Genomic DNA, 19,338 nt, shown 5'->3' with positions numbered 1-19,338 from the left:
ATGGCGTCAGCCCGCGAGCAGTGCTGCGACGAACGGTGCTGCCAGCACCGAGAAGAAGATCACGCCGCGCAGCAGGGCCGGCAGCATCGGTTCGATCGCGCCGCGCCCCCAGTCGGGAGCCGGCACGGCACGCGGTGAACTGGAAATGCGGACCAAGCGGTCAGCCATGGGTTTAGTCCCTTTACGTCGCGCCCTCAGTGGCGTTTCGTATATGTGGGAAAATTTACCACGTCAATCGCATAATGGGAAAATGTGGGATTGTGTCCCACGTGTGACGCGCGTACAATTCAGACATGAATGCCAAGTCCGGGCCTAAAGCGGCGGCTCCAGAGCCGAATGCCGCGAAAAAGCTGCACGCGCCGCTGGCGCGGCTGCTGCGCCCGCTCGTGCGGCTCTGTATCCGCAGCGGCATGACCTTTCCGGCACTGGCGCAATTGCTCCGCGAGCTCTTCGTCAACGTCGCCGAGCATGATTTCGCGCTTGAAGGCAAGGAGCAGACCGACAGCCGCGTCAGCCTGCTCACCGGCATCCACCGCAAGGAGGTCGCGCGCCTGCGCGGCGCCGGCGCGCCTGTGAACGAGACGCCGGCGGCGCTGTCGCTGACGAGCGCGGTGATCGCGCGCTGGCTCGCGGCGCCCGAGTTCACCGATGCAGGGGGCGAGCCGCTGGCGCTTCCGCGCACCGCCGAAGGCGATGCGCCGTCATTCGAGCAGCTCGTCGGCTCCGTCACCAAGGACGTTCGCCCGCGCGCAGTGCTCGACGAATGGGTCGACCGCAAGCTCGTGACCATCAATGCGGACGACGAGATCGAGCTGGTGGAGGCGGCGTTCGTTCCGAGCGGTGCTGACGACAGCAAATGGCATTATCTCGGCCGCAATCTGCACGACCATATCGCGGCCGCCGCTGAGAACGTGTCGGGGCCGGCGCCGCGCTTCCTCGAACGTGCCGTCCATTACAACAACATCTCGCCGAAGCTCGCCAAGCGCCTCGAGGCACGTTCGCGCGAGCTGGCGATGGATGCGCTGAAGACCGCCAACCGCGAGGCCAACCGCGCGCTCGCGAAGGACAAGGGCGGCGACGCCCGCTGGAACTTCGGCATCTACATCTATAGCGAAGATGACGATGAGATGGGCGAGGCCAAGGACCCCGGCAAAGAGGGCAGCTCCTCATGAGCCGGCCGCCGCTGATTTCGCGCCGTCTGCTGCTGACCGGGTTCTGGCTCGCCGGCACCGCGATTGCGCGCGCGCAGGTCAGGCGCGGCACGGATCAAGGTATCGGCGGGACCGGAATCACGCGCGGTGACGATCACGGCATCGGCGGCACCGGCATCGTCGGCGTGATCCAGCGTTTCGGCAGCATCTACGTCAATGGCGAGCGCGTCACCTATGCGAGCGACGTACCGGTCCGCATCGACGGCGAGGCGGCGAGCCCGAAGGCGCTGCGCATCGGCCAGCTCGCGCGCGTGGTCGCGACGCGGCAGGCCGACGGCACGCTCGTCACGCGAAACATCGCGATCGCGAGCGAGGTTTCGGGGCCGATCGAGCAGGTGAAGGGCAACGAGCTGACGGTCCTCGGCCAGAAGATCGTGGCGAGCAACAAGGACAGCAAGCTCCGTGCCGGCACGCATGTGGCGGTCTACGGCTTGCGCCGGACCGACGGCGTGATCGTCGCAAGCCTGGTCGAGCCGCGCAGGGATGCAGCCGAACGCGTCACCGGTCTGGTCGAGCGCGGGCCCGACGGCCTGCATATCGGCGGGTTGAAGCTGACCGGCGTCGATCCCTTGCTGGTCGGCCAGCGCGTACTGATCGAGGGCAGCACGAGCCAGGGCGCAATGCAGGCCATGCGCACCCGCATCGAGGATTTCTCGGATCTTGTCGGCGCGAGCCGGCTGTCGATCGAAGCCTATGTGCAGCGCGCCGGCTCCAGCCTCCAACTTGGCTCGGGGCTCGTCGCCCGCGACAGCTCGCGCTTCGGGCCGGCAGCGCGCGAGGCGCGCATGGTCGTCAACGGCGTGTTCGATCGCTCGCGTGGCTTGCAGGTCGAATCGACGCGGGCGATCGGCCCTGCGCCGGGCGCACCTCCGTCCGGCGGCGGCAATCCCGGCCGGTCGCCGGGCAGCTCGATCATGCATCCGGAGCGCAGCGCGCCGGGCTCGGGCAACAGTCCGCCCAGCGCGCCGGGTACGCCCGGATCTGTCCCCGGTGGCAATCCCGGCTCCGCGCCGTCAGGACCAAGCGGCCCGTCAGGTCCCGGTGGTTTTGGTGGGCCCGGTGGCGGGCCGATGGGCCCCGGCGGAATGGGTGGTGGCGGCTTTGGAGGTCCCGGAGGCGGGATGGGCGGTGGCCGGCGCTAGGCTCTCAGCACGCTGGAAGTGCAGGGCGCGGCTCTAACCCGCGCTCAGGCGCACGCCGGCGCGCAGGAATTTCTGCGGGTCGACGGCTTCGCCGTCGATGCGGGTTTCATAGTGCAGATGCGGGCCGGTCGAGCGGCCGGTCGACCCGACCAGGCCGATGACCTGGCCGATCTTGACGATCTCGCCGACCTTGACGTTGATCTCGGAGAGATGGCCGTACCTGGTCGACAGCCCGTTGCCGTGATCGACCTCGACCATGCGGCCGTAACCACCGGACCAGCCGGCCGAGACCACTTTGCCGTTGGCGGTGACGCGTGCGGGATCGCCGGTCGCAGCGCGGAAGTCGAGGCCGGTGTGCATCGCCGGCCGGCCGAGGAAGGGATCGCTGCGAATGCCGAAGCCCGAGGTGAACTCGACCTCACCGACGACGGGCTTGCGATAAGGTACCTGCGCGAGCGTGCGATTGAGCCGATCCATTTCGGCGCGCGTGACATTGATGCGATAGAGTTGCTTCTCGAACGGCCCTGCGTTCGCCGCGAGCTTCACCGGCACGAACGGGCCGCCCATTGCGGCGCGCGGCACGGCAGCCTCGAGATTGGCGAGGTTCAGGCCGAGGTCGCTGACCACGCCGCGCATCCGCCGCATCCGCGAATCCATGCCTTCCTCGACGGCATTGAGTGCTGCGACCTGCCGCCGCTCAACCTGATCGAGCGAGTTCGTCAGCCGGGCCAGGACATTGTCGAACCCCTGGTTCTTGGCGAATTGATTGACCGGCGGGGCGACCACGGCAGGCGCGCGCGATTCCAGCCGCGCTTCGCGGTCGGGGGGCGCCACGAAGATCACGGTGTCGCTGATCGGTGACGGTTTTGGCGTGCCCTGCATCGTCGTCTGGTTCGCTTCGCCACGCTGCGGCGCTGCGCGGGGAATCGATCCCGTGACATCAGGCATGGCGCCGAGCGCCGTAGCCCGGGACTCCAGCGCCGTCTGGCGCTTCATGATCTGGTCGAGCTTCTGGTCGAACTGCTCCTGGTCGAGCAGCTGCCGGCTGGTGGCGCGATCGACCTTGGCCCGCAGCTCGGCGATCCGGTCCTCATAGGCATACTGCATCTCGGCCTGACGGGCGATCAGCCGGGTCAGGACGTCGTCGCGGAAAGCGAAATAAGTGGCCGTCGCTGCCGACCAGAGTCCGAGGAGCACGACGGTCCCGACCACGATCCAGAACACGACCGGCCCGAGGCGAACCTGCTTGCCGTGATGCTGGATGGTGTAGGCGTCGTCGGTATCGGGGAGGGGAATCGCCGCCGCCGCCACGGCAGCAGGACGGCGATGGAAGGCCCGTCCGTGGTCGCGGGGATGATGCTGGGGGTACTGCGAATATTGGGCAGAACTTTTCGACATCGGCACTCCCGCGCCGGTCGGAACGGTTCCTTGCGGCCTAATTGCCGCGGCAATCTGAGCCAGTCATGGTTAATTTTCCGGAAACGGGAGCGCCCGATTTTAACGAGCTGGTTAAAGGCTTCTTGCCGCGGCCAGCACCTCGTCAGCATGCCCATCAACCCGGACATTGCGCCAGATCCTGGCCACTTTGCCGTTGGCACCGATCAGCACCGTGGTGCGAAGAATCCCGAGGAAACTCCTGCCGTACATGGATTTTTCGCCCCAGGCGCCGTAGGCCTCCAGCATCTCGTGCTGCTCGTCCGAGATCAGTGGGATACCGAGGCCGTGCTTGTCGCGGAACTTCTCCTGGGCCTTTAACGGATCGGCCGAAATGCCGAGCACGGCAGTGCCGGCAGAGGTGAAGGCGTCCTTGAGGCGGGTGAAGTCGATCGCCTCGCGGGTGCAGCCCGGCGTATCGGCCCGGGGGTAGAAAAACAGGACGAGCTTCTGGCCGGCGTAATCGGCCGACGTGACGACGTTGCCGCCGTCGCGAGGCAGGCGGAACGCAGGGGCCGTCTGGCCCTCGGCCAGCGCGGATTTGGCGCCGGCCGATGCCGCGGCGCGCTTGGAGGCCTTTTCAGAAGATTTTAACCGTTTCGATGCGGCCTTATGCGATGCTGCTTTCGCGCCCGTCTTGGTTGATTTGCCTGGCGATGCCGGCTGGATTTTCGCGCTGCGTGTTCGAGTCGATGCCCGTGTTTTCAGGGCCTTGTTCTTAGCCGTCGGATTGCCGGAGGGCGTTTTGGACGATTTCTTTCGGGATTTCTTGGACATACGCCTTCCTTTCGTCGCTTTCGGCGGGTCAACCGAAGCGTTATTGCAGCTCTCGTCCGGTGTGCCGGATTCGCGCCCTCGGCTGGGCAATTTTGGCGGCGACGGAGTATGGTTACAAGGAATTCCACGCACCACCCCACTGCTCGTTGAACGCGCTCCCGGGGCGAAATGACGAACAGCAGGAACATCAGAGGTATGGCGGCAATGCCGGGGCGGGGAGCGTCGATTCCCGTCAATGGTTGCGGCCCCGGCGGCGCTCAATCCCACGATGGGCGCCTGTATCGAGAGGCAATGGCAAGGAATACGTCGCCCCAGGATCACAATCGGGATTTCGATCGGCACGGCGGCCATCACGAGCAGCCGGAGTGGGACGAGGCCGACTGGGATCAGGATCAGGAAGAGGAGGCGGGGCATCGCGCACGCCGCCTGCTGTCGCGTTCCAGCTCGCGCTTCCGCATCGGCGACAGCTTCTTGGCGTTCCGGCGGATGCTGCCGAGCGGACGCTGGCTGCGTCGCATGTCCGTCGTTCTTGGGGCCATGATCGTCATCTTCGTTGGCTGCTTTGGCGCGCTGTGGTGGCGACTTGGCGCCGGCCCGATCAATCTCGACATGGCAACGCCCTGGCTCGCTGCCGCGATCGAGGACAATATCGGCCACGGCAACACCGTGGAGGTGGGCGGCACCCAGATCGAGCGCGCGGGGCGTATCAGGATTGCGGTGCGCATCCGCGACATCATCGTACGCGATCATGACCATGCCATCGTTGCCAGCGCCCCGAAGGCCGAGGTGAGGCTCTCGGGCGTCGCGCTTCTCACCGGGCATCTGCGCGCCGAAAGCCTCAACCTCGTCGATGCCGAGCTCGCGATCCGGATCGCGCCTGACGGGACGGTCACGGTGTCCGCCGGCGACACGGCCAAGCCGCTCGCAACCGGTGTCGCGTCCAAGAAGGAAGCGGGCCTGCCGCCGACATTCCCGCGCAACGGCGCCCCGCCGCCGCCGTTCGGGATGGCGCCCGCAACCCCGGACGCGCCTCAGGCCGCACCTCGGCCGACACCGCAGCAGAGTGGAATTCTTCAGGGCCTCGACTGGCTCGACAGCCTCAGCATGACCGGCCTCGACGGCCAGAACCTCAACGAGATCGGTCTCAAGAACGGCAACCTGATCGTCGACGATCAGCAGCGCGGCAGCAAATGGACGTTCGAGAACATCACGCTCAGCCTGCGCCGGCCGAGCCAGGGCGGTGTCACGCTGAGCCTCGGCGAGGAGGGCGCGCATCCGTGGTCGCTGCGTGCCACGATCGGTCCCACCGAGAATGGCGTGCGTTCGGTCGATATCCGCGCCGACAAGGTCTCGACCTCCAACATCCTGCTGGCGCTGCGCGTCAAGGATCTCACCTATTCGGCCGATCTGCCCCTGACCGGCGAAATGAAGGGCGAACTCGGCCGTGACGGGGTGCCGACGTTCTTTCGCGGCAAGGTCACGGTCGGCGCTGGCAACATCATCGACACCGACACGCCCGACTATCCGATGGCGATCGACTCGGCCGAGATCAACGTCGAGTGGGATGCGGGACGCCGGGTGCTGGTCGCACCCTTCAAGATCCTCTCGGGCGCCAATCGCGTGACCCTGCTGGCTCATCTGGAGCCGCCGAACGGCACCACCAACGACTGGCAACTCGGCTTCAGCGGAGGCTCGATCCTGCTCGGCGGCATCGACAACGAGCCGCCGCTCGTCTTCAATCGCATCGCGATCGGCTTCCGCTTCGACACCGATCACAAGCGCATGCTGCTGACGCAGGCCGATATCAGCAACGGCGAGATCGGCGTCGCCGGCACCGGTGCGATCGACTATTCCGGCGAGCCGCGCCTGACGCTCGGCTTTGCGGGAACGCCGATGTCGGCCTCCGCGCTGAAGCGAATGTGGCCGACGCTCGTCGTGCCCGAACTGCGCCAGTGGGTGATCGAGCGGATCGAGCGCGGCACGCTTCAGCGCATCGAGGTCGGCGTCAACTCGCCGACGCGCAACCTTCCGCGCAAGGGACCGCCCATTCCCGACGACGGCCTGTCGGTCAATATCGTGGCAAGCGGCGTCGCGGTCCGCCCCGTCGACGGCATGCCTGTCGTGCACGACGCCGACCTCAAGGCGCACGTGACCGGACGCACCGCCACGGTGAATATCGCCCAGGGCATTGCCGACACGCCTGCGGGCCGCAAGATCACGATCTCTGACTTCACCTTCGAAGTGCCTGACATGGCGCCGAAGCCATCGCCGTCGCGGACGCGCTTCCGCGTCGACGGTCCGGTACCTGCGGCGGCCGAAATGCTGGCGAACGATCGGCTGAGCGATCTATCGTCGACCGTCGTCGATCCCAACACCAGCAAGGGTACGTTCACGGCCAACATCCAGCTCGGCATGCCGGTCAAGGGCGAGCTGACCAAGGCGGATACCGTCTACGCCGTCACCGCCGATCTCAACGGATTTGCCGCCGACAAGCTCGTGATGAACCAGAAGCTCGAGGCCAACAATCTCAAGATCGTTGCGAACAACCAGGGTTATCAGGTCAAGGGCGACGTCAAGATCAACGGGCAAGCGGCCTCGCTCGACTACCGCAAGGCAACCGATGGCGATGCCGACGTCAAGCTCCAGACGACGCTGGACGACGCCGGCCGCGCCCGTCTCGGCTTCGACCTCAGTCCCGCGGTCAGCGGATCCGTTCCGATCAAGGTGTCGGGCAAGATTGCCGGCGGCCCCGAGCAGACGACGAAGCTCGGTATCGAGGCCGACCTGACCTCGGTCAAGCTCGACAACATCCTTCCCGGCTGGGTCAAGCTGCCGGGCAAGTCGAGCAAGGCCACCTTCAAGGTGGTGCCGACGGCGCAATCGACGAGGCTCGAGGACATCGTCATCGAAGGCGGCGGCGCCTCGATCAAGGGTTCGCTGGAGGTCGATCCGAACGGCGACCTCATGAATGCGAACTTCCCGATCTACTCGCCGTCCGATGGCGACAAGACCTCGTTGAAGGTGGAGCGCGGTCAGGACGGCGTGGTGCGAGGCACCATGCGCGGTGACGTGTTCGACGGCCGCGGCTTCCTGAAGTCGGCGATCTCAGGCAATTCCAAGGACGACAGCAAGAGCAAGCTCAAGAACGTCGATTTCGACATCGACGTGAAGCTCGGCACGGTCGCCGGGTTCAACGGCGAGACGATGCGCAGCGTCGACGCCAAGATGTCGAAGCGAGCAGGGGCCATCAAGGCGTTCACGCTGAGCGGCAGGATCGGCCAGAACACCCCGGTGGCGGCCGATCTGCGCGGCGGCCGCGCGCAGGGCAGCCGCGAGGTGATCTATCTCCAGACCAACGATGCCGGCTCGCTGCTGAAGTTCACCGACACCTATACCAAGGCGGTCGGCGGCCAGATGGTGGTGGCCATGGAGCCTCCCGCGGCCGATGCTTCGGTACCCAGGGAAGGCCTCATCAACGTGCGCGATTTCACCGTGAGGGGCGAGGCGCAGCTCGATCGGGTTGCGGCGGGTGCGCCCAACGGGACCGGGAGCGGGGTTTCCTTCAGTGCGTTGCGTGCCGAATTCACGCGGCAGAACGGCGCGCTGACGATCCGCGACGGCGTGGTGAAAGGTCCGATGATCGGCGCCACCATCGAGGGTTCGATCGACTATCCCGGCAATCAGGTGTGCATGAGCGGCACGTTCGTGCCGATGTACGGCGTGAACAACATCTTCGGCCAGATTCCACTCTTCGGAATCTTTCTCGGCGGCGGCAACAACGAGGGATTGATCGGCGTCACCTACGAGGTCGTCGGTACGCCGGACAAGCCGTCCATGCGCGTGAACCCCATCTCGGCGATGGCGCCGGGACTGTTCCGCAAGATATTCGAGTTCAACACCGGCAAGCAACAAAACGCGCCGATCGACGAACTGCCGTCGGCGCACTCCGGTGACAGCGCGACGGGATCGGCACGAACGCTGTCGAACGGGTGCAGCCTGGCGCGCCGTTAACGCCGATCAGGCCGCGTGCCGGGACACTCGCTTGGAAAGAACGATCTCAGATTTTGGTGGCTGTTGTGCCTGGCCGGACCTGCAATGAACCGATTTGTTCACCGCCTCATCATGTCCGTGCTGCTCGTCGCGGCCCTCGTCCTGATCTGGAACGTGCTGGGCTCGCGCTGAGCGGCGCCGGCCGATTGCCGACGCCGTCTCGTGACGTGGGAGTCGATAGCGCGCCTCAGCGCCGCGCGAAGGCGCCACCCGGTGCGTCGCTCTCCTTGCCGATCAGCGCATCGACGCTGACCGAACCGCCGCCCGCGGCCGAGATGTAGAGGCAGGCGAAGCAGAACAGGATCGCGGCGGTTCCGCCATTGAGCAGCGGCAGGAACACCGGCGTGCCGGTCTTGAGCATGTGACCCATGAAGTAGGCGAAGGCCATCTCACCCGACAGGATGAAGGCGGTGAGGCGGGTGAACAGGCCGAGCATCAGCGTCGCGCCGAGCACCAGTTCGAGCGTGCCGGCCACATAGATCAGCGGAGGAATGTCGGCGAAGTAGGGAAGCACCGGGAACTTGAACAGCTTGGCCACGCCGTACTGGAACAGCAAAAGTCCAGTGACGAAGCGAAACAGGCTCAAGAGAACCGGTTGAAAGCGAGTGAGGTAGGGAAAGTTCATTGGTTTGTGCCCTTCATCCAATGCGGCGACTAGGACCGCATTCGGTTCCGCCCTGCAAGCTGCGCCGGATCAATTCGCGCTGACATTTTCGTCATGTCGGACAAAACACCGCAGGCTGCAATTTCAACCGCGTGCCACCCGCATTATTTTGCGGGTCCAACCGCCGCGTCGGTCCGTAGTTCCCCGGTGGCGCAGAGGAACTCAAGTCACCTTTGCGACACCTAGCGCCGTAAGGCGGGAACAACCAGAAATGGAATCATCCCGAGCACGACGCTCGCAAATGCGAAGACGAGCAGCGCGTTGTAGCCGTGGGTAGCGTCGTGGATCAGGCCGCCGCTCCAGGAGCCGAAGGCGGAGCCCAGCCCGCTGCCGATCGAGATCGTGCCGAAGATGGTGCCGACCCGCTTGCCCCTGAAGATCTTCATCGCGGTTGCCGTGATCAGCGGCCCGCGCGAGCCCATCATGCTGCCGAAGCAGACGACGAAGCCGGTGAGCAGGATGACGTTTGGATAATACTGAAGCAGCCAGAGCAGGAAGATGCCGAGGATCGAGATCGCGTAGCTGAGCAGCACGGATGGGCGGCGCCCGATCAGCCCGTCGAGCGCGGAGACGCCCAACATGCCGAACACGAGCACGACACCTGAGAAGCCCCAGGCCGTTGCGGCTTGAAGCGGCGGGAAGCCGGCATCGATCAGATAGGCGACGATCTGCGCTGCGATGCAGTACATGCCCACCGCGGTGAAGAAGAAGGTCGAGAACAGCGCCCAGAACGCATGGTGACGTATCGCGCTGAGAAGCGTCCAGCCATTGTCGATGAATTCAGGATCGGTCTTCTTGGCGACATGAGGCGAGCCGGCCGCGAAGATGCGCCAGGGCAGGAGCATGAGCGGCACCAGCAGACCGAGCGCGGCGAAGCCGTAGACCTGGTAGGTCTCACGCCAGCCCAGGTGATCGATCAGGAGCTGCGAGGCCGGCAGCAGCGCCAGCACGCCGCCGCCCATCGCGGAATAGACCACCGCCATCGCGGTCGGCAATCGCGTCCCGAACCAGCGGCCGAGCAGGATCGAGTTCGGCACGTTGCCGATGAAGGCGACGCCGATGCCGACGCAGAGCCCGATCGAGAGCTGGAATTGCCAGAGCGACTGCGCGTGCGCCGCAATCAGGAAAGCCGAGCCGAGCAGCAACAAGCCGAGTGCGTAGACGATGCGTGGTCCGGAATGATCGAACAGGCGGCCGACCAGCGGCGCGGTCAGTCCGCTGATGAGCCAGGTCAGCGAATAGATCGAGACGACTTGCGCACGGTCCCAACCAAAGTTTACGGAAATCGGCTTGAGGAAGACGGTGAAGCTCTCGCTGAGGCCGCGGCCGAGCACGGCCAGCGTGAAGCACAGTGCGAGCACGACGAGCGCGGTGCGCACCGCACCTTGCTGCGTGCTTCCTTGCTCCCTGGCCGCTTCCTTGGGCGTGTTCTGATCCATTGCTCCTCAGGGAGCGCGCTTCGGCACGCCCTGACAAGCATCAAAACCACATACGCCTATGCAGGCTTGAGCAGGATGTGCTTCTTCTTGCCGAAGGACAGCTTGATCACGCCTTCAGGCGTCAGATGGCCCGGTGTGAGCGTCATCTTCTCGTCGGTGACCGGCTCATCGTTGGCGCGCAAGCCGCCACCCTTGATCTGGCGCCGTGCTTCGCCATTGGAGGCAACGAGGCCCGCCTTGACGAAGGCGTTGAGCACGCCGAGGCCGGCTTCCAACTCGCCGCGCGGAATTTCCACCGTCGGCAGGCTCTCGGCGAGCGCGCCTTCTTCGAAAGTGCGGCGTGCGGTCTCGGCCGCTTCGTTTGCGGCGTCGCGGCCATGCAGCAGGGCGGTTGCTTCCGTCGCGAGCACCTTCTTGGCCTCGTTGATCTCGGAGCCGCCGAGCGCCTCGAGCTTCCTGATCTCAGCTATCGGCAGCGTCGTGAACAGCTTCAGGAATTTGCCGACGTCGGCATCCTCGGTGTTGCGCCAGTACTGCCAGAAATCGTAAGGGCTGAACTGGTCGGCGTTGAGCCACACCGCGCCCTGCGCGGTCTTGCCCATCTTGGCGCCCGAGGCGGTGGTCAGTAGCGGCGTCGTCAGCGCAAACAACTGATGCGCGCCCATGCGGCGGCCGAGATCGACGCCCATGATGATGTTGCCCCACTGATCCGAGCCGCCCATCTGCAGATGGCAGCCGGTCCGCTTGGCCAGTTCGACGAAGTCGTAGGCCTGGCAGATCATGTAGTTGAACTCGATGAAGCTCATCTCCTGCTCGCGCTCGAGGCGCAGGCGCACGGAGTCCATCGTCAGCATGCGGTTGACCGAGAAATGCTTGCCGACGTCGCGCAGCATCTCGATCCAGTTGAGCTTGGTCAGCCACTCCGCGTTGTCGAGCATGACGGCGTCGCTCTTGGCCTCGCCGTAGCGCAGCACCTTCGCGAACACGCCGCGGATCGACGCCTTGTTGGCCTCGATCTCGGCGACGGTGCGGATCGCGCGCGTCTCGTCCTTGCCGGAGGGGTCCCCGACCATGGTGGTGCCGCCGCCCATCAGCGTGATCGGCTTGTTGCCGGACTGCTGAAACCAGTGCAGCATCATCATCGTCAGGTAGTTGCCGATGTGCAGCGAGGGAGCGGTACAGTCGTAGCCGACATAGGCGATCGCCTCGCCCTTGGCGGCGAGGGCGTCCAGCCCCTCGAAATCGGAGCACTGGTGGATGAAGCCACGCTCTTGCAGGATAGTGAGGAAATCCGATTTAAATGCAGTCATCTGTCGGCGAACCTGATCATTCTTATTTTACGATCATTGCCGCAAGTTGAGGAACCCGCGCCAGCCGGGCTGCCGCAAATATGCGCGTTGTGGCATTATAAGATGTGCTTGTTTGATACAAGTCAGGCGTCGGGGCGGGGGGCGTCGAGGCCAGCTCGAGATGATGTTGACGGCACTCGGTTTGATGAGCGGCACCTCGCTGGACGGGGTGGACGTCGCGCTGATCGAAACCGACGGAAAGCAGGTGAAAGCGTTCGGACCGTCAGGCTACCGGCCCTATAGCCCAGCCGAGCGCAGCCTGTTGCGCCAGGCGCTGACCGAGGCCGTGCATTTGCCGCGACGCGATGCCCGGCCGGGGATCCTGGCCGAAGCCGAGCGCGCCGTCACGCTGGCGCATGCCGAGGCCGTCGCGGCCTTTGTCGCCCAGAACCGGATGAAGCCGGAGGAGATCGACATCGTCGGTTTCCACGGCCAGACCGTGCTGCACCGGCCCGAACGGCGGCTCACGGTGCAGATCGGCGATGCGCCGGCCCTGGCCAAGGCGATCCATATTCCTGTCATGCACGACTTCCGCGCCGCCGATGTCGAGGCCGGTGGGCAGGGCGCGCCATTAGTGCCGGTCTACCACCGCGCGCTCGCCAATTCGCTGGCGCGTGAGGGGCCGATCGTCGTGGTCAACATCGGCGGTGTCTCCAACATCACCTATATCGACGGCAACGACACCCTGATCGCCTGCGACACCGGGCCCGGCAACGCGCTGCTCGACGATTTCATGTACCGCACCATGAATCAGGCGTTCGATGCGGAAGGCAAGTTTGCAGCGCTCGGCAAGGTGGATGAAGCCTGGATCGCGCGAGCGCTTGGCCTGCCGTTCTTCGCAAACCCGCCGCCAAAGTCGCTCGACCGCAATGACTTTGCCGCCCTGAAGCTCGGCGATGTCCTGCCCGCCGATGGTGCCGCGACGCTGACGGCCTTCACCGCCGCCGCGATCGCTCGCGTCATCCCGCTGCTGCCGCGGCGGCCCCGGAGCTGGATCGTCTGCGGCGGTGGCGCCCGCAACCTCACCATGCTGCGGATGCTGCGGGAGCGGGTTGGCTCGGCCACCCTCGAGGCCGCCGAGACGCTCGGCTGGGCCTCCGACGCGATCGAGGCGCAGGCCTTCGGCTTCCTCGCCGCGCGCGGCCTGAAGGGCCTGCCGCTGTCCTATCCGGCCACCACGGGCGTGCCGATGCCAATGACCGGAGGCGTGATCGCCAGACCCTGAGGATGATTGCCCGAGGTCACGCCTGGTTGATGCAAGTGCATTGATCTTGACGGAATCATGCAAGTGCATCTATATTGGATGCAGTTGCATCGAACCGCCGGGATCAACGCCATGACCGCCTCACTGAAACTCATCAGCCACAAGCTTTGCCCGTACGTGCAGCGCGCGGTGATCGCGTTGAAAGAGAAAGGCGTGCCTTTCGAGCGGGTCGATATCGATCTCGCCAACAAACCCGACTGGTTTCTGAAGATATCGCCGCTCGGCAAGGTACCGGTGCTGGTGGTGACGACCGACAAGGGCGAAGTCGCGCTGTTCGAGAGCAACGTGATCTGCGAGTACATCGAGGAGACGCCAGGCGTTACGAAGCTGCACCCCGCGGACGCGCTCGAGCGTGCCGAGCATCGGGCCTGGATGGAGTTTGGTTCGGCAATCCTCGGCGATCTCTGGGGACTCGAGACCGCGACGGATCCGGCGGCGTTTGAGGGCAAGCGTCAGGCGCTGGCCGCGAAATTCGCGCGCATGGAAGCAGCACTCGGCCCTGGACCTTATTTCGCCGGCGCGACGCTCAGCCTCGTCGATGCGGTCTTCGCACCGGTCTTTCGCTATTTCGACCTGTTCGACGAGCTGACCGATCACGGCATCTTCCGCGATGTGCCGAAGGTTCGCGCCTGGCGCGCGGAGCTCGCGCAACGTCCGAGCGTCCGCACGGCGGTGGGCGCGGACTATGCACAATTGCTGCGCGCGTTTCTCGTGCGCCATGATGCGCACCTGCTGAAGCTTGCGGCCTGAGCCATGTCGCAATCTTTGGCCTGGCTGATGCTGGTGATCGCCGGCGCGCTCGATGTCGGCTGGGCCATCTCGATGAAATACGCCGAAGGCTACACGCGGGCGAGCTGGAGCATCGTCTCGATCGTGCTGCTCGCATCTTTCGTCGTCCTTCTGGGCCGCGCCTTGAAGGTGCTCGAGGTCGGCGTCGCCTATTCGGTATGGACCGGCATCGGGGCCGCCGGCACCTTCGTCATGGGCGTCGCGCTATTCGGCGAGACCATGAGCGCGATGAAGCTTGCCGGCATCGCGCTCGTGCTGATGGGGATCGTCGCGCTCAAGCTGGCTTAGAGCTCCGCAGCCATCTTCGCCAGCGTCGCGATCGTGTTCATGTTGCGCGCCGTGCCTGTCTTGGCGGCGGGGATGGCGAGTTTTGACGTCCCCATGCCTTCGCCGTAGTGCACATAGATCTCACGGCGGCCGAGCTTGATCTCTTCGGCCTTCTGACCGCGAATTCCGGCGAGCGTGTCCGCGGGTGGCGCCTTGTCGAGGAAGATCGCGACCGTGCGATTGGGCGCCATCTTGGGAAACGGATTGTGGGCCAGAACCTCTGCTACCTCGGCCGCACTGCGCACGAGCACGCCGACCGGCGCTCCGGCGTAAGCGTGCAGCCGCTTTTCGAAGGCGGCCTTGATTGCGGCTTCCGATTTGCGGCTGGTGAAGACGACATTGCCGCTGGCGATGTAGGTCCGCACGGCACCGAAGCCGAGTTCTTCGCACATCGCCTTGAGCTCTGTCATCGGCAGCTTGCCGGTGCCCCCGACATTGACGGCTCGCAGCAGGGCTACGAACGCGTCCATGCCATTCTCAACGGACGTTTGCGAGGCGCATGTCGAGATAGGCCGTGATGGTTTCCATCAGCGGCTCGAGCTTGGCGTCGAAGAAGTGGTTGGCGCCGGGAATGACCTGCTGGTCGATCACGATGCCCTTCTGCGTCTTCAGCTTCTCGACCAGCGTGTTGACGTCCTTCGGCGGCACCACCGCGTCCTTCTCGCCATGCACGATCAGGCCCGAGGACGGGCAGGGCGCGAGGAAAGAGAAGTCGTAGAGGTTGGCCGGCGGCGCGATCGAAATGAAACCCTCGACCTCGGGGCGGCGCATCAGGAGCTGCATGCCGATCCAGGCGCCGAAGGAGAAGCCGGCAACCCAGCAGGCGCGTGCTTCGGGATTGATGGTCTGCGCCCAGTCGAGGGCGGCGGCCGCATCCGACAATTCGCCGGTGCCGTGGTCGAACGAGCCCTGGCTGCGGCCGACGCCACGGAAGTTGAAGCGCAGCACCGAAAAGCCGCGATGCGCAAAGGCATAGTAGCACTGGTACACGATCTGATGGTTCATCGTGCCGTGAAACTGCGGATGCGGGTGCAGGATCATCGCGATCGGCGCGTTCTTCTGCTTGGCCGGGTGGTAGCGGCCCTCGAGGCGGCCGGCGGGGCCAGTGAAAATAACTTCAGGCATCGATGATCTCTGGATTGATTTGCTGGAGAGCTGGTTCTCGGCAATCAACCGATTGTGGCCTTCATCGACGGCGATGCCGACGAAAACGCGAATGGAAGGGTGAGAAGGCGTGCGCCTCGCGGTGATGCGCAGATGGCGCGCGGTGACTTGACGGTGCGCGTTCTAACATAGGCTGCGGGGCAAAATGCAAGCATCTTCGACATCTTCCAATGCGCTCAAGACCTTAGCCGGACACTGCCGTGTCACGCCGATGGTGGTCGGGGTCGAACAGGGGGATGACCAGGCGCGCATTTGTGCCCGCAACCAATTGGAATCACGATCGTTTATCCACCTTTGGACGATCCGGCGAACGATTCACATAGGCGCGGTGCGGCCTCCGAGCGAGGCGACGGCGGACCGGTAACGGCGGCTGCCGCCGAGCGTCTTGCCGTTGTCGAATGTGAGCTCGAAATCCCCTGACGGTTTGAAGTCCACGCCGCTCACCCGGTCGAGATTGGCGAGCCTGGTTCGGTGAACGCGCACGATGGCGAAGCGGCCGAGCTCGCCTTCGGTCGCCGCGAGCGTTCCCCGGATCAGGTGCTGGGTGCCGTCGGCAAGGCTGTATTCGATGTAATTGCCGGCGGAGGCGACCAACAGGATGTCGCGCGGTGTGACGCGAATGCGGCTGGTGCCGTCCCGAAGCCAGATCAGATCGGGGGACGGTTGCTCCTGCGCGGCGGCCGGAATGGACTGGGCTTGTTGTGCGGCCTGGCGCAGTTCACGGCGGCTGTCGAGCAGCCAGAGTGTTGCCCCAATCAGCAGTGCTGTCACTGCATCCTTGCGGAACTCGTAGAGGATTGATGCCAGCGAGAAATGGAAGTCGTAGGTGCTGCCCGCGAGCCAGAGCGTGAACTTGCGCAGCGCCACCATGCCGGCGATGTGAAAAGCCGAGAAGCCGAGCAGGGCGGCCGCACCGATTCCGATTCGCGCGGCCAAGCCAGTCGTTGCGCGCATGCGCCGGACCGACAGCATCAGGATTGGAACCAGCGCCAGAATGACGACGATGCTCGTCATCTCCCAGAACAGGCGCCGGCCGATATCGGCGCTGTCGCCGCGCCAAATGGCGTCCTGTGCGCCCGAGAGCGCATTGACGATGCCGATGGCGAGCGCGATGGCGGCGATCGCCGCGAACATCGTCCACTCGCCACTGATCCCGCGGGACCAACCGCTGGTCCCTGACGGCGACGCCTCGTCCCCTGACGCCCGGCTCTGATCCCAAGCCGTCTCGACGGGCTCCGTTTCCGGCGCATTTTGGCCGTCAGCCATGGCCCGAAAACCGCTGATATCGAGACGCTAGGGAGCAGAGACCCATGCCAACACCACAGCAAGCAGCAAACCCGGAACGACGCGTCGATCTGGACTGGGTGCGGATTTTAGCCTTCGCGCTGCTGATCTTCTACCACGTCGGCATGCTCTACGTGTCCTGGGGATTTCACATCAAGAGCGAGCACCGGCTGACCTGGCTCGAGCCTGTCATGCTGGTGCTCAATCCCTGGCGGCTGTCGCTGCTGTTCCTGGTCTCCGGGGTGGCGAGCCGCTACATGCTGGGCAAGTTTCGTCTTGCCGCCTTCGCCCGGGCGCGAACGGCGCGGCTACTGATCCCGCTGCTTTTCGGCATGCTCGTGATCGTGCCGCCGCAGTCCTATCTCCAGATCGTCGAGAGCCTCGGCTACCCCGCAGGTTTTGCTGACTACTATCTCCACCACTATCTGGCGTTCAGCGCGCAGTTCTGCCCGAACCCCTGCATCGTGCAGCCGACCTGGAACCATCTCTGGTTCGTGGTCTATCTCTGGGTCTACACGATGGCCCTGGTTGGCGTGCTGGCGGTGTGGCCGGCGGCTGCAGGCTGGATCGGCGAGAGGCTCGCCGCCCTGCTCGCCGGACCATGGCTGCTGGCGCTGCCGTGCCTGCTGTTCGCCGCCTGGCGGCTGTTTCTCGCGCCGATCTTCCCCTCGACCCATGCGCTGTTCGGCGACTGGTACAATCACGCTGACTATGCGACCACGTTCCTGATCGGCTTCCTGCTTGCACGCGAGGCGGACGTCTGGCGCGAGATCGAGCGGCAACGGTGGAGGGCGCTGATGCTCGCCGCCGTGTGCTTCGCCGCCTTCATCCTGATATATGCCGGCTTGTTCCCGCGATCGCCGATGCTGCGATGGATCGCCGGCTCGGCCTATGGCTGCTACCAGTGGCTTGCGATCGCGACGGTGCTCGGCTTTGCGCGGCGCTATCTGACCGCCGATGGTCCGGTGCGGCGCTATCTGACCGATGCGATCTTTCCCTTTTACATCGTGCATCAGACCGCGATCATCGTGATCGCACATGCATTGCGGGGCAGCGGGTTGTCTGCAGGAAGCGAGGCCACGATCGTGATTGCAGGCACCGCGCTCACCTGCCTGGCGACCTACGAGATCGTGCGGCGCATCGGCTGGCTGCGTCCGCTGTTTGGGCTGCGGTTGGAGCCGCGGTCCGCGGCAGCGATCGCGCAGCAACAGCCGGCCTGACTGAAGTGCGACGGCGCCCGATTGGCGCGAAGGCAAAAGGTGCTAAGAGGGCACCATGCCGGACCGTGTCTATCTCGACTGGAATGCGACCACACCGCTGCGCGTCGAAGCCCGCGCAGCGATGCTGGCCGCGTACGAACTGATCGGCAATCCGTCTTCGGTCCATGCCGAGGGACGGGAGGCGCGTTGGCTGGTCGAGGACGCACGCGCCGCGCTGGCGACGGCCGTCGGCGCGCTGGCGCGGAACGTGGTTTTCACCTCCGCTGGAACCGAGGCCAATGCGCTGGCGCTGTCGCCGGGCTTGCGCGGCCGATCGGGCGAGCCGGTGCGGCGGCTCCTGATCTCGGCGATCGAACATGCCTCCGTCTTGGCAGGCGGCCGCTTCCCGGCCGAGAACATCAACCAGATCCGGGTCACCCGTTCCGGCGTGGTTGATCTCGACCACTTGCGGGAACTGCTGACCGGTGGTCCGCCGGCACTGGTCTCGATCATGGCGGCCAACAACGAGACGGGCGCCTTCCAGCCTGTCGAGGAGGCGGCAGGGATCGTCCATGCGGCCGGCGGTATCCTGCATGTCGATGCGATCCAGGCACTCGGCAAAATTGCGTTCAATATTAACGCGATGGGCGCAGACCTTACGACTTTCTCTGCGCACAAGATCGGCGGTCCCAAAGGTGTTGGCGCGCTGGTCATGACCGAAGGGGTGGCCGCACTCGAGCCGGTGCTGAGGGGCGGTGGACAGGAGCTCGGCAGGCGGGCGGGAACCGAGAATGTTGCCGGGATCGCCGGTTTCGGCGCCGCGGTGAAAGCTGCGCTTCAGGCTCTGCCTGAGGATGCGGAGCGAATGACAAGCCTCAGAGATCGCTTGGGAAATGGTCTTCAGGAGATCGCCAGGGCGACTGTCTTCTCAGATGATGTGAGGAGGTTACCAAATACCGTTTTGTTCACCGCGCCGGGGCTGAAGGCCGAGACCGCCGTGATCGGATTCGACCTCGAAGGCATTGCCGTGTCCTCCGGCTCCGCCTGCTCCTCGGGCAAAGTACAGCCGTCCCACGTGCTCTCGGCGATGGGGCACGATGCCACCGTAGCCCAGGGAGCGGTGCGCCTCAGTCTGGGCTGGTCCACGGAACCCGAGGACATCAACAGGGCGTTAGAGGCTTGGCGAAAGCTCGGTAATACCCTACTTAGAGGCTAAGCGACGAAACACGGCTTGAACCATTCTAA

At 65.0% G+C, this 19,338-nt stretch carries 17 protein-coding genes; 8 read left to right on the top strand and 9 right to left on the bottom strand.

The annotated features are described in order from the left end of the window. Nucleotides 1–6: 6 nt before the first annotated feature. The gene (locus QY049_RS04435; RefSeq protein WP_194476108.1) at nt 7–168 is read right to left on the bottom strand and encodes a hypothetical protein; all 162 of its coding nucleotides are present in this window, start codon (nt 166–168) and stop codon (nt 7–9) included. A gap of 125 nt (nt 169–293) precedes the next feature. On the opposite strand from QY049_RS04435, the gene QY049_RS04430 reads away from it, so the two are divergent. Both QY049_RS04430 and QY049_RS04425 read left to right on the top strand, forming a co-directional pair. Beyond that, the gene (locus QY049_RS04430) at nt 294–1,172 is read left to right on the top strand and encodes a DUF6502 family protein (RefSeq protein ID WP_301269056.1); all 879 of its coding nucleotides are present in this window, start codon (nt 294–296) and stop codon (nt 1,170–1,172) included. Beyond that, nucleotides 1,169–2,353, top strand: coding sequence for a DUF5666 domain-containing protein (locus QY049_RS04425; protein WP_301269055.1), 1,185 nt, complete (start codon nt 1,169–1,171; stop codon nt 2,351–2,353). The genes QY049_RS04430 and QY049_RS04425 overlap by 4 nt, the downstream gene beginning before the upstream one ends. Nucleotides 2,354–2,386: 33 nt before the next feature. Here the strand turns inward: QY049_RS04425 and QY049_RS04420 are convergent, their stop codons facing one another. Both QY049_RS04420 and QY049_RS04415 read right to left on the bottom strand, forming a co-directional pair. Continuing rightward, a complete protein-coding gene (locus QY049_RS04420; protein ID WP_194476105.1) occupies nt 2,387–3,751 on the bottom strand; it encodes a M23 family metallopeptidase in 1,365 nt (454 codons plus the stop codon). 111 nt (nt 3,752–3,862) lie between these two features. Beyond that, nucleotides 3,863–4,564, bottom strand: a complete 702-nt coding sequence (locus QY049_RS04415) for a peroxiredoxin (RefSeq protein ID WP_301269054.1) — start codon at nt 4,562–4,564, stop codon at nt 3,863–3,865. 204 nt (nt 4,565–4,768) lie between these two features. On the opposite strand from QY049_RS04415, the gene QY049_RS04410 reads away from it, so the two are divergent. Next, nucleotides 4,769–8,575: a DUF3971 domain-containing protein gene (locus tag QY049_RS04410; RefSeq protein ID WP_301269261.1), complete on the top strand. Its 3,807-nt coding sequence runs from the start codon at nt 4,769–4,771 to the stop codon at nt 8,573–8,575. Between the two features lie 226 nt (nt 8,576–8,801). Here the strand turns inward: QY049_RS04410 and QY049_RS04405 are convergent, their stop codons facing one another. The 3 genes from QY049_RS04405 to tyrS form a co-directional block, all read right to left on the bottom strand. After that, a complete protein-coding gene (locus tag QY049_RS04405; RefSeq protein WP_194476103.1) occupies nt 8,802–9,239 on the bottom strand; it encodes a DoxX family protein in 438 nt (145 codons plus the stop codon). Nucleotides 9,240–9,460: 221 nt separating this feature from the next. Next, a complete protein-coding gene (locus tag QY049_RS04400; protein ID WP_258761766.1) occupies nt 9,461–10,717 on the bottom strand; it encodes an MFS transporter in 1,257 nt (418 codons plus the stop codon). A gap of 56 nt (nt 10,718–10,773) precedes the next feature. Beyond that, the gene (gene tyrS, locus QY049_RS04395; protein ID WP_194476101.1) at nt 10,774–12,027 is read right to left on the bottom strand and encodes a tyrosine--tRNA ligase; all 1,254 of its coding nucleotides are present in this window, start codon (nt 12,025–12,027) and stop codon (nt 10,774–10,776) included. A gap of 160 nt (nt 12,028–12,187) precedes the next feature. On the opposite strand from tyrS, the gene QY049_RS04390 reads away from it, so the two are divergent. The 3 genes from QY049_RS04390 to QY049_RS04380 all read left to right on the top strand — a co-directional run bounded on the left by QY049_RS04390 (nt 12,188) and on the right by QY049_RS04380 (nt 14,407). Continuing rightward, entirely contained in the window at nt 12,188–13,291 is a 1,104-nt protein-coding gene (locus QY049_RS04390; RefSeq protein ID WP_301269053.1) for an anhydro-N-acetylmuramic acid kinase, read from the top strand. Between the two features lie 111 nt (nt 13,292–13,402). Further along, nucleotides 13,403–14,080, top strand: coding sequence for a glutathione S-transferase family protein (locus QY049_RS04385; protein ID WP_301269052.1), 678 nt, complete (start codon nt 13,403–13,405; stop codon nt 14,078–14,080). 3 nt (nt 14,081–14,083) lie between these two features. Next, complete coding sequence (locus QY049_RS04380; protein WP_301269051.1) at nt 14,084–14,407, top strand: multidrug efflux SMR transporter; 324 nt, start codon at nt 14,084–14,086, stop codon at nt 14,405–14,407. Here the strand turns inward: QY049_RS04380 and QY049_RS04375 are convergent. From QY049_RS04375 to QY049_RS04365, 3 genes are all read right to left on the bottom strand, one after another. Next, nucleotides 14,404–14,916 (bottom strand): DUF1697 domain-containing protein, encoded by a 513-nt coding sequence (locus QY049_RS04375; RefSeq protein WP_301269050.1) that lies wholly within the window; start codon nt 14,914–14,916, stop codon nt 14,404–14,406. The two genes, QY049_RS04380 and QY049_RS04375, sit on opposite strands and share 4 nt — an antisense overlap. A 7-nt stretch (nt 14,917–14,923) precedes the next feature. Next, nucleotides 14,924–15,571, bottom strand: a complete 648-nt coding sequence (locus QY049_RS04370) for an alpha/beta hydrolase (RefSeq protein WP_014495555.1) — start codon at nt 15,569–15,571, stop codon at nt 14,924–14,926. A 354-nt stretch (nt 15,572–15,925) separates the two neighbouring features. Then, complete coding sequence (locus QY049_RS04365) at nt 15,926–16,744, bottom strand: LytTR family DNA-binding domain-containing protein (protein WP_301269049.1); 819 nt, start codon at nt 16,742–16,744, stop codon at nt 15,926–15,928. 176 nt (nt 16,745–16,920) lie between these two features. Between QY049_RS04365 and QY049_RS04360 the strand changes: the two genes are divergently transcribed. Beyond that, on the top strand, nt 16,921–18,114 hold the full coding sequence (locus QY049_RS04360) for an acyltransferase family protein (RefSeq protein ID WP_301269048.1): 1,194 nt from the start codon (nt 16,921–16,923) through the stop codon (nt 18,112–18,114). 55 nt (nt 18,115–18,169) lie between these two features. Then, complete coding sequence (locus QY049_RS04355) at nt 18,170–19,309, top strand: cysteine desulfurase family protein (RefSeq protein ID WP_301269047.1); 1,140 nt, start codon at nt 18,170–18,172, stop codon at nt 19,307–19,309. Nucleotides 19,310–19,338: the final 29 nt, after the last annotated feature.

This window comes from Bradyrhizobium sp. WYCCWR 13022 (assembly GCF_030435535.1).
In the GTDB taxonomy this organism is placed as follows: Bacteria; Pseudomonadota; Alphaproteobacteria; order Rhizobiales; family Xanthobacteraceae; genus Bradyrhizobium.
Note: the sequence above shows the minus strand (reverse complement) of the source record. Positions and strands in the feature narration are given on the sequence as shown.

Excerpts from the sequence above, each read along its gene's own strand:
- QY049_RS04435 (WP_194476108.1), bottom strand. The coding sequence starts at position 168 with ATGGCTGACCGCTTGGTCCGCATTTCCAGTTCACCGCGTGCCGTGCCG.
- QY049_RS04430 (WP_301269056.1), top strand. The coding sequence starts at position 294 with ATGAATGCCAAGTCCGGGCCTAAAGCGGCGGCTCCAGAGCCGAATGCC.
- QY049_RS04425 (WP_301269055.1), top strand. The coding sequence starts at position 1,169 with ATGAGCCGGCCGCCGCTGATTTCGCGCCGTCTGCTGCTGACCGGGTTC.
- QY049_RS04420 (WP_194476105.1), bottom strand. The coding sequence starts at position 3,751 with ATGTCGAAAAGTTCTGCCCAATATTCGCAGTACCCCCAGCATCATCCC.
- QY049_RS04415 (WP_301269054.1), bottom strand. The coding sequence starts at position 4,564 with ATGTCCAAGAAATCCCGAAAGAAATCGTCCAAAACGCCCTCCGGCAAT.
- QY049_RS04410 (WP_301269261.1), top strand. The coding sequence starts at position 4,769 with ATGCCGGGGCGGGGAGCGTCGATTCCCGTCAATGGTTGCGGCCCCGGC.
- QY049_RS04405 (WP_194476103.1), bottom strand. The coding sequence starts at position 9,239 with ATGAACTTTCCCTACCTCACTCGCTTTCAACCGGTTCTCTTGAGCCTG.
- QY049_RS04400 (WP_258761766.1), bottom strand. The coding sequence starts at position 10,717 with ATGGATCAGAACACGCCCAAGGAAGCGGCCAGGGAGCAAGGAAGCACG.
- tyrS (WP_194476101.1), bottom strand. The coding sequence starts at position 12,027 with ATGACTGCATTTAAATCGGATTTCCTCACTATCCTGCAAGAGCGTGGC.
- QY049_RS04390 (WP_301269053.1), top strand. The coding sequence starts at position 12,188 with ATGATGTTGACGGCACTCGGTTTGATGAGCGGCACCTCGCTGGACGGG.
- QY049_RS04385 (WP_301269052.1), top strand. The coding sequence starts at position 13,403 with ATGACCGCCTCACTGAAACTCATCAGCCACAAGCTTTGCCCGTACGTG.
- QY049_RS04380 (WP_301269051.1), top strand. The coding sequence starts at position 14,084 with ATGTCGCAATCTTTGGCCTGGCTGATGCTGGTGATCGCCGGCGCGCTC.
- QY049_RS04375 (WP_301269050.1), bottom strand. The coding sequence starts at position 14,916 with ATGGACGCGTTCGTAGCCCTGCTGCGAGCCGTCAATGTCGGGGGCACC.
- QY049_RS04370 (WP_014495555.1), bottom strand. The coding sequence starts at position 15,571 with ATGCCTGAAGTTATTTTCACTGGCCCCGCCGGCCGCCTCGAGGGCCGC.
- QY049_RS04365 (WP_301269049.1), bottom strand. The coding sequence starts at position 16,744 with ATGTTCGCGGCGATCGCCGCCATCGCGCTCGCCATCGGCATCGTCAAT.
- QY049_RS04360 (WP_301269048.1), top strand. The coding sequence starts at position 16,921 with ATGCCAACACCACAGCAAGCAGCAAACCCGGAACGACGCGTCGATCTG.
- QY049_RS04355 (WP_301269047.1), top strand. The coding sequence starts at position 18,170 with ATGCCGGACCGTGTCTATCTCGACTGGAATGCGACCACACCGCTGCGC.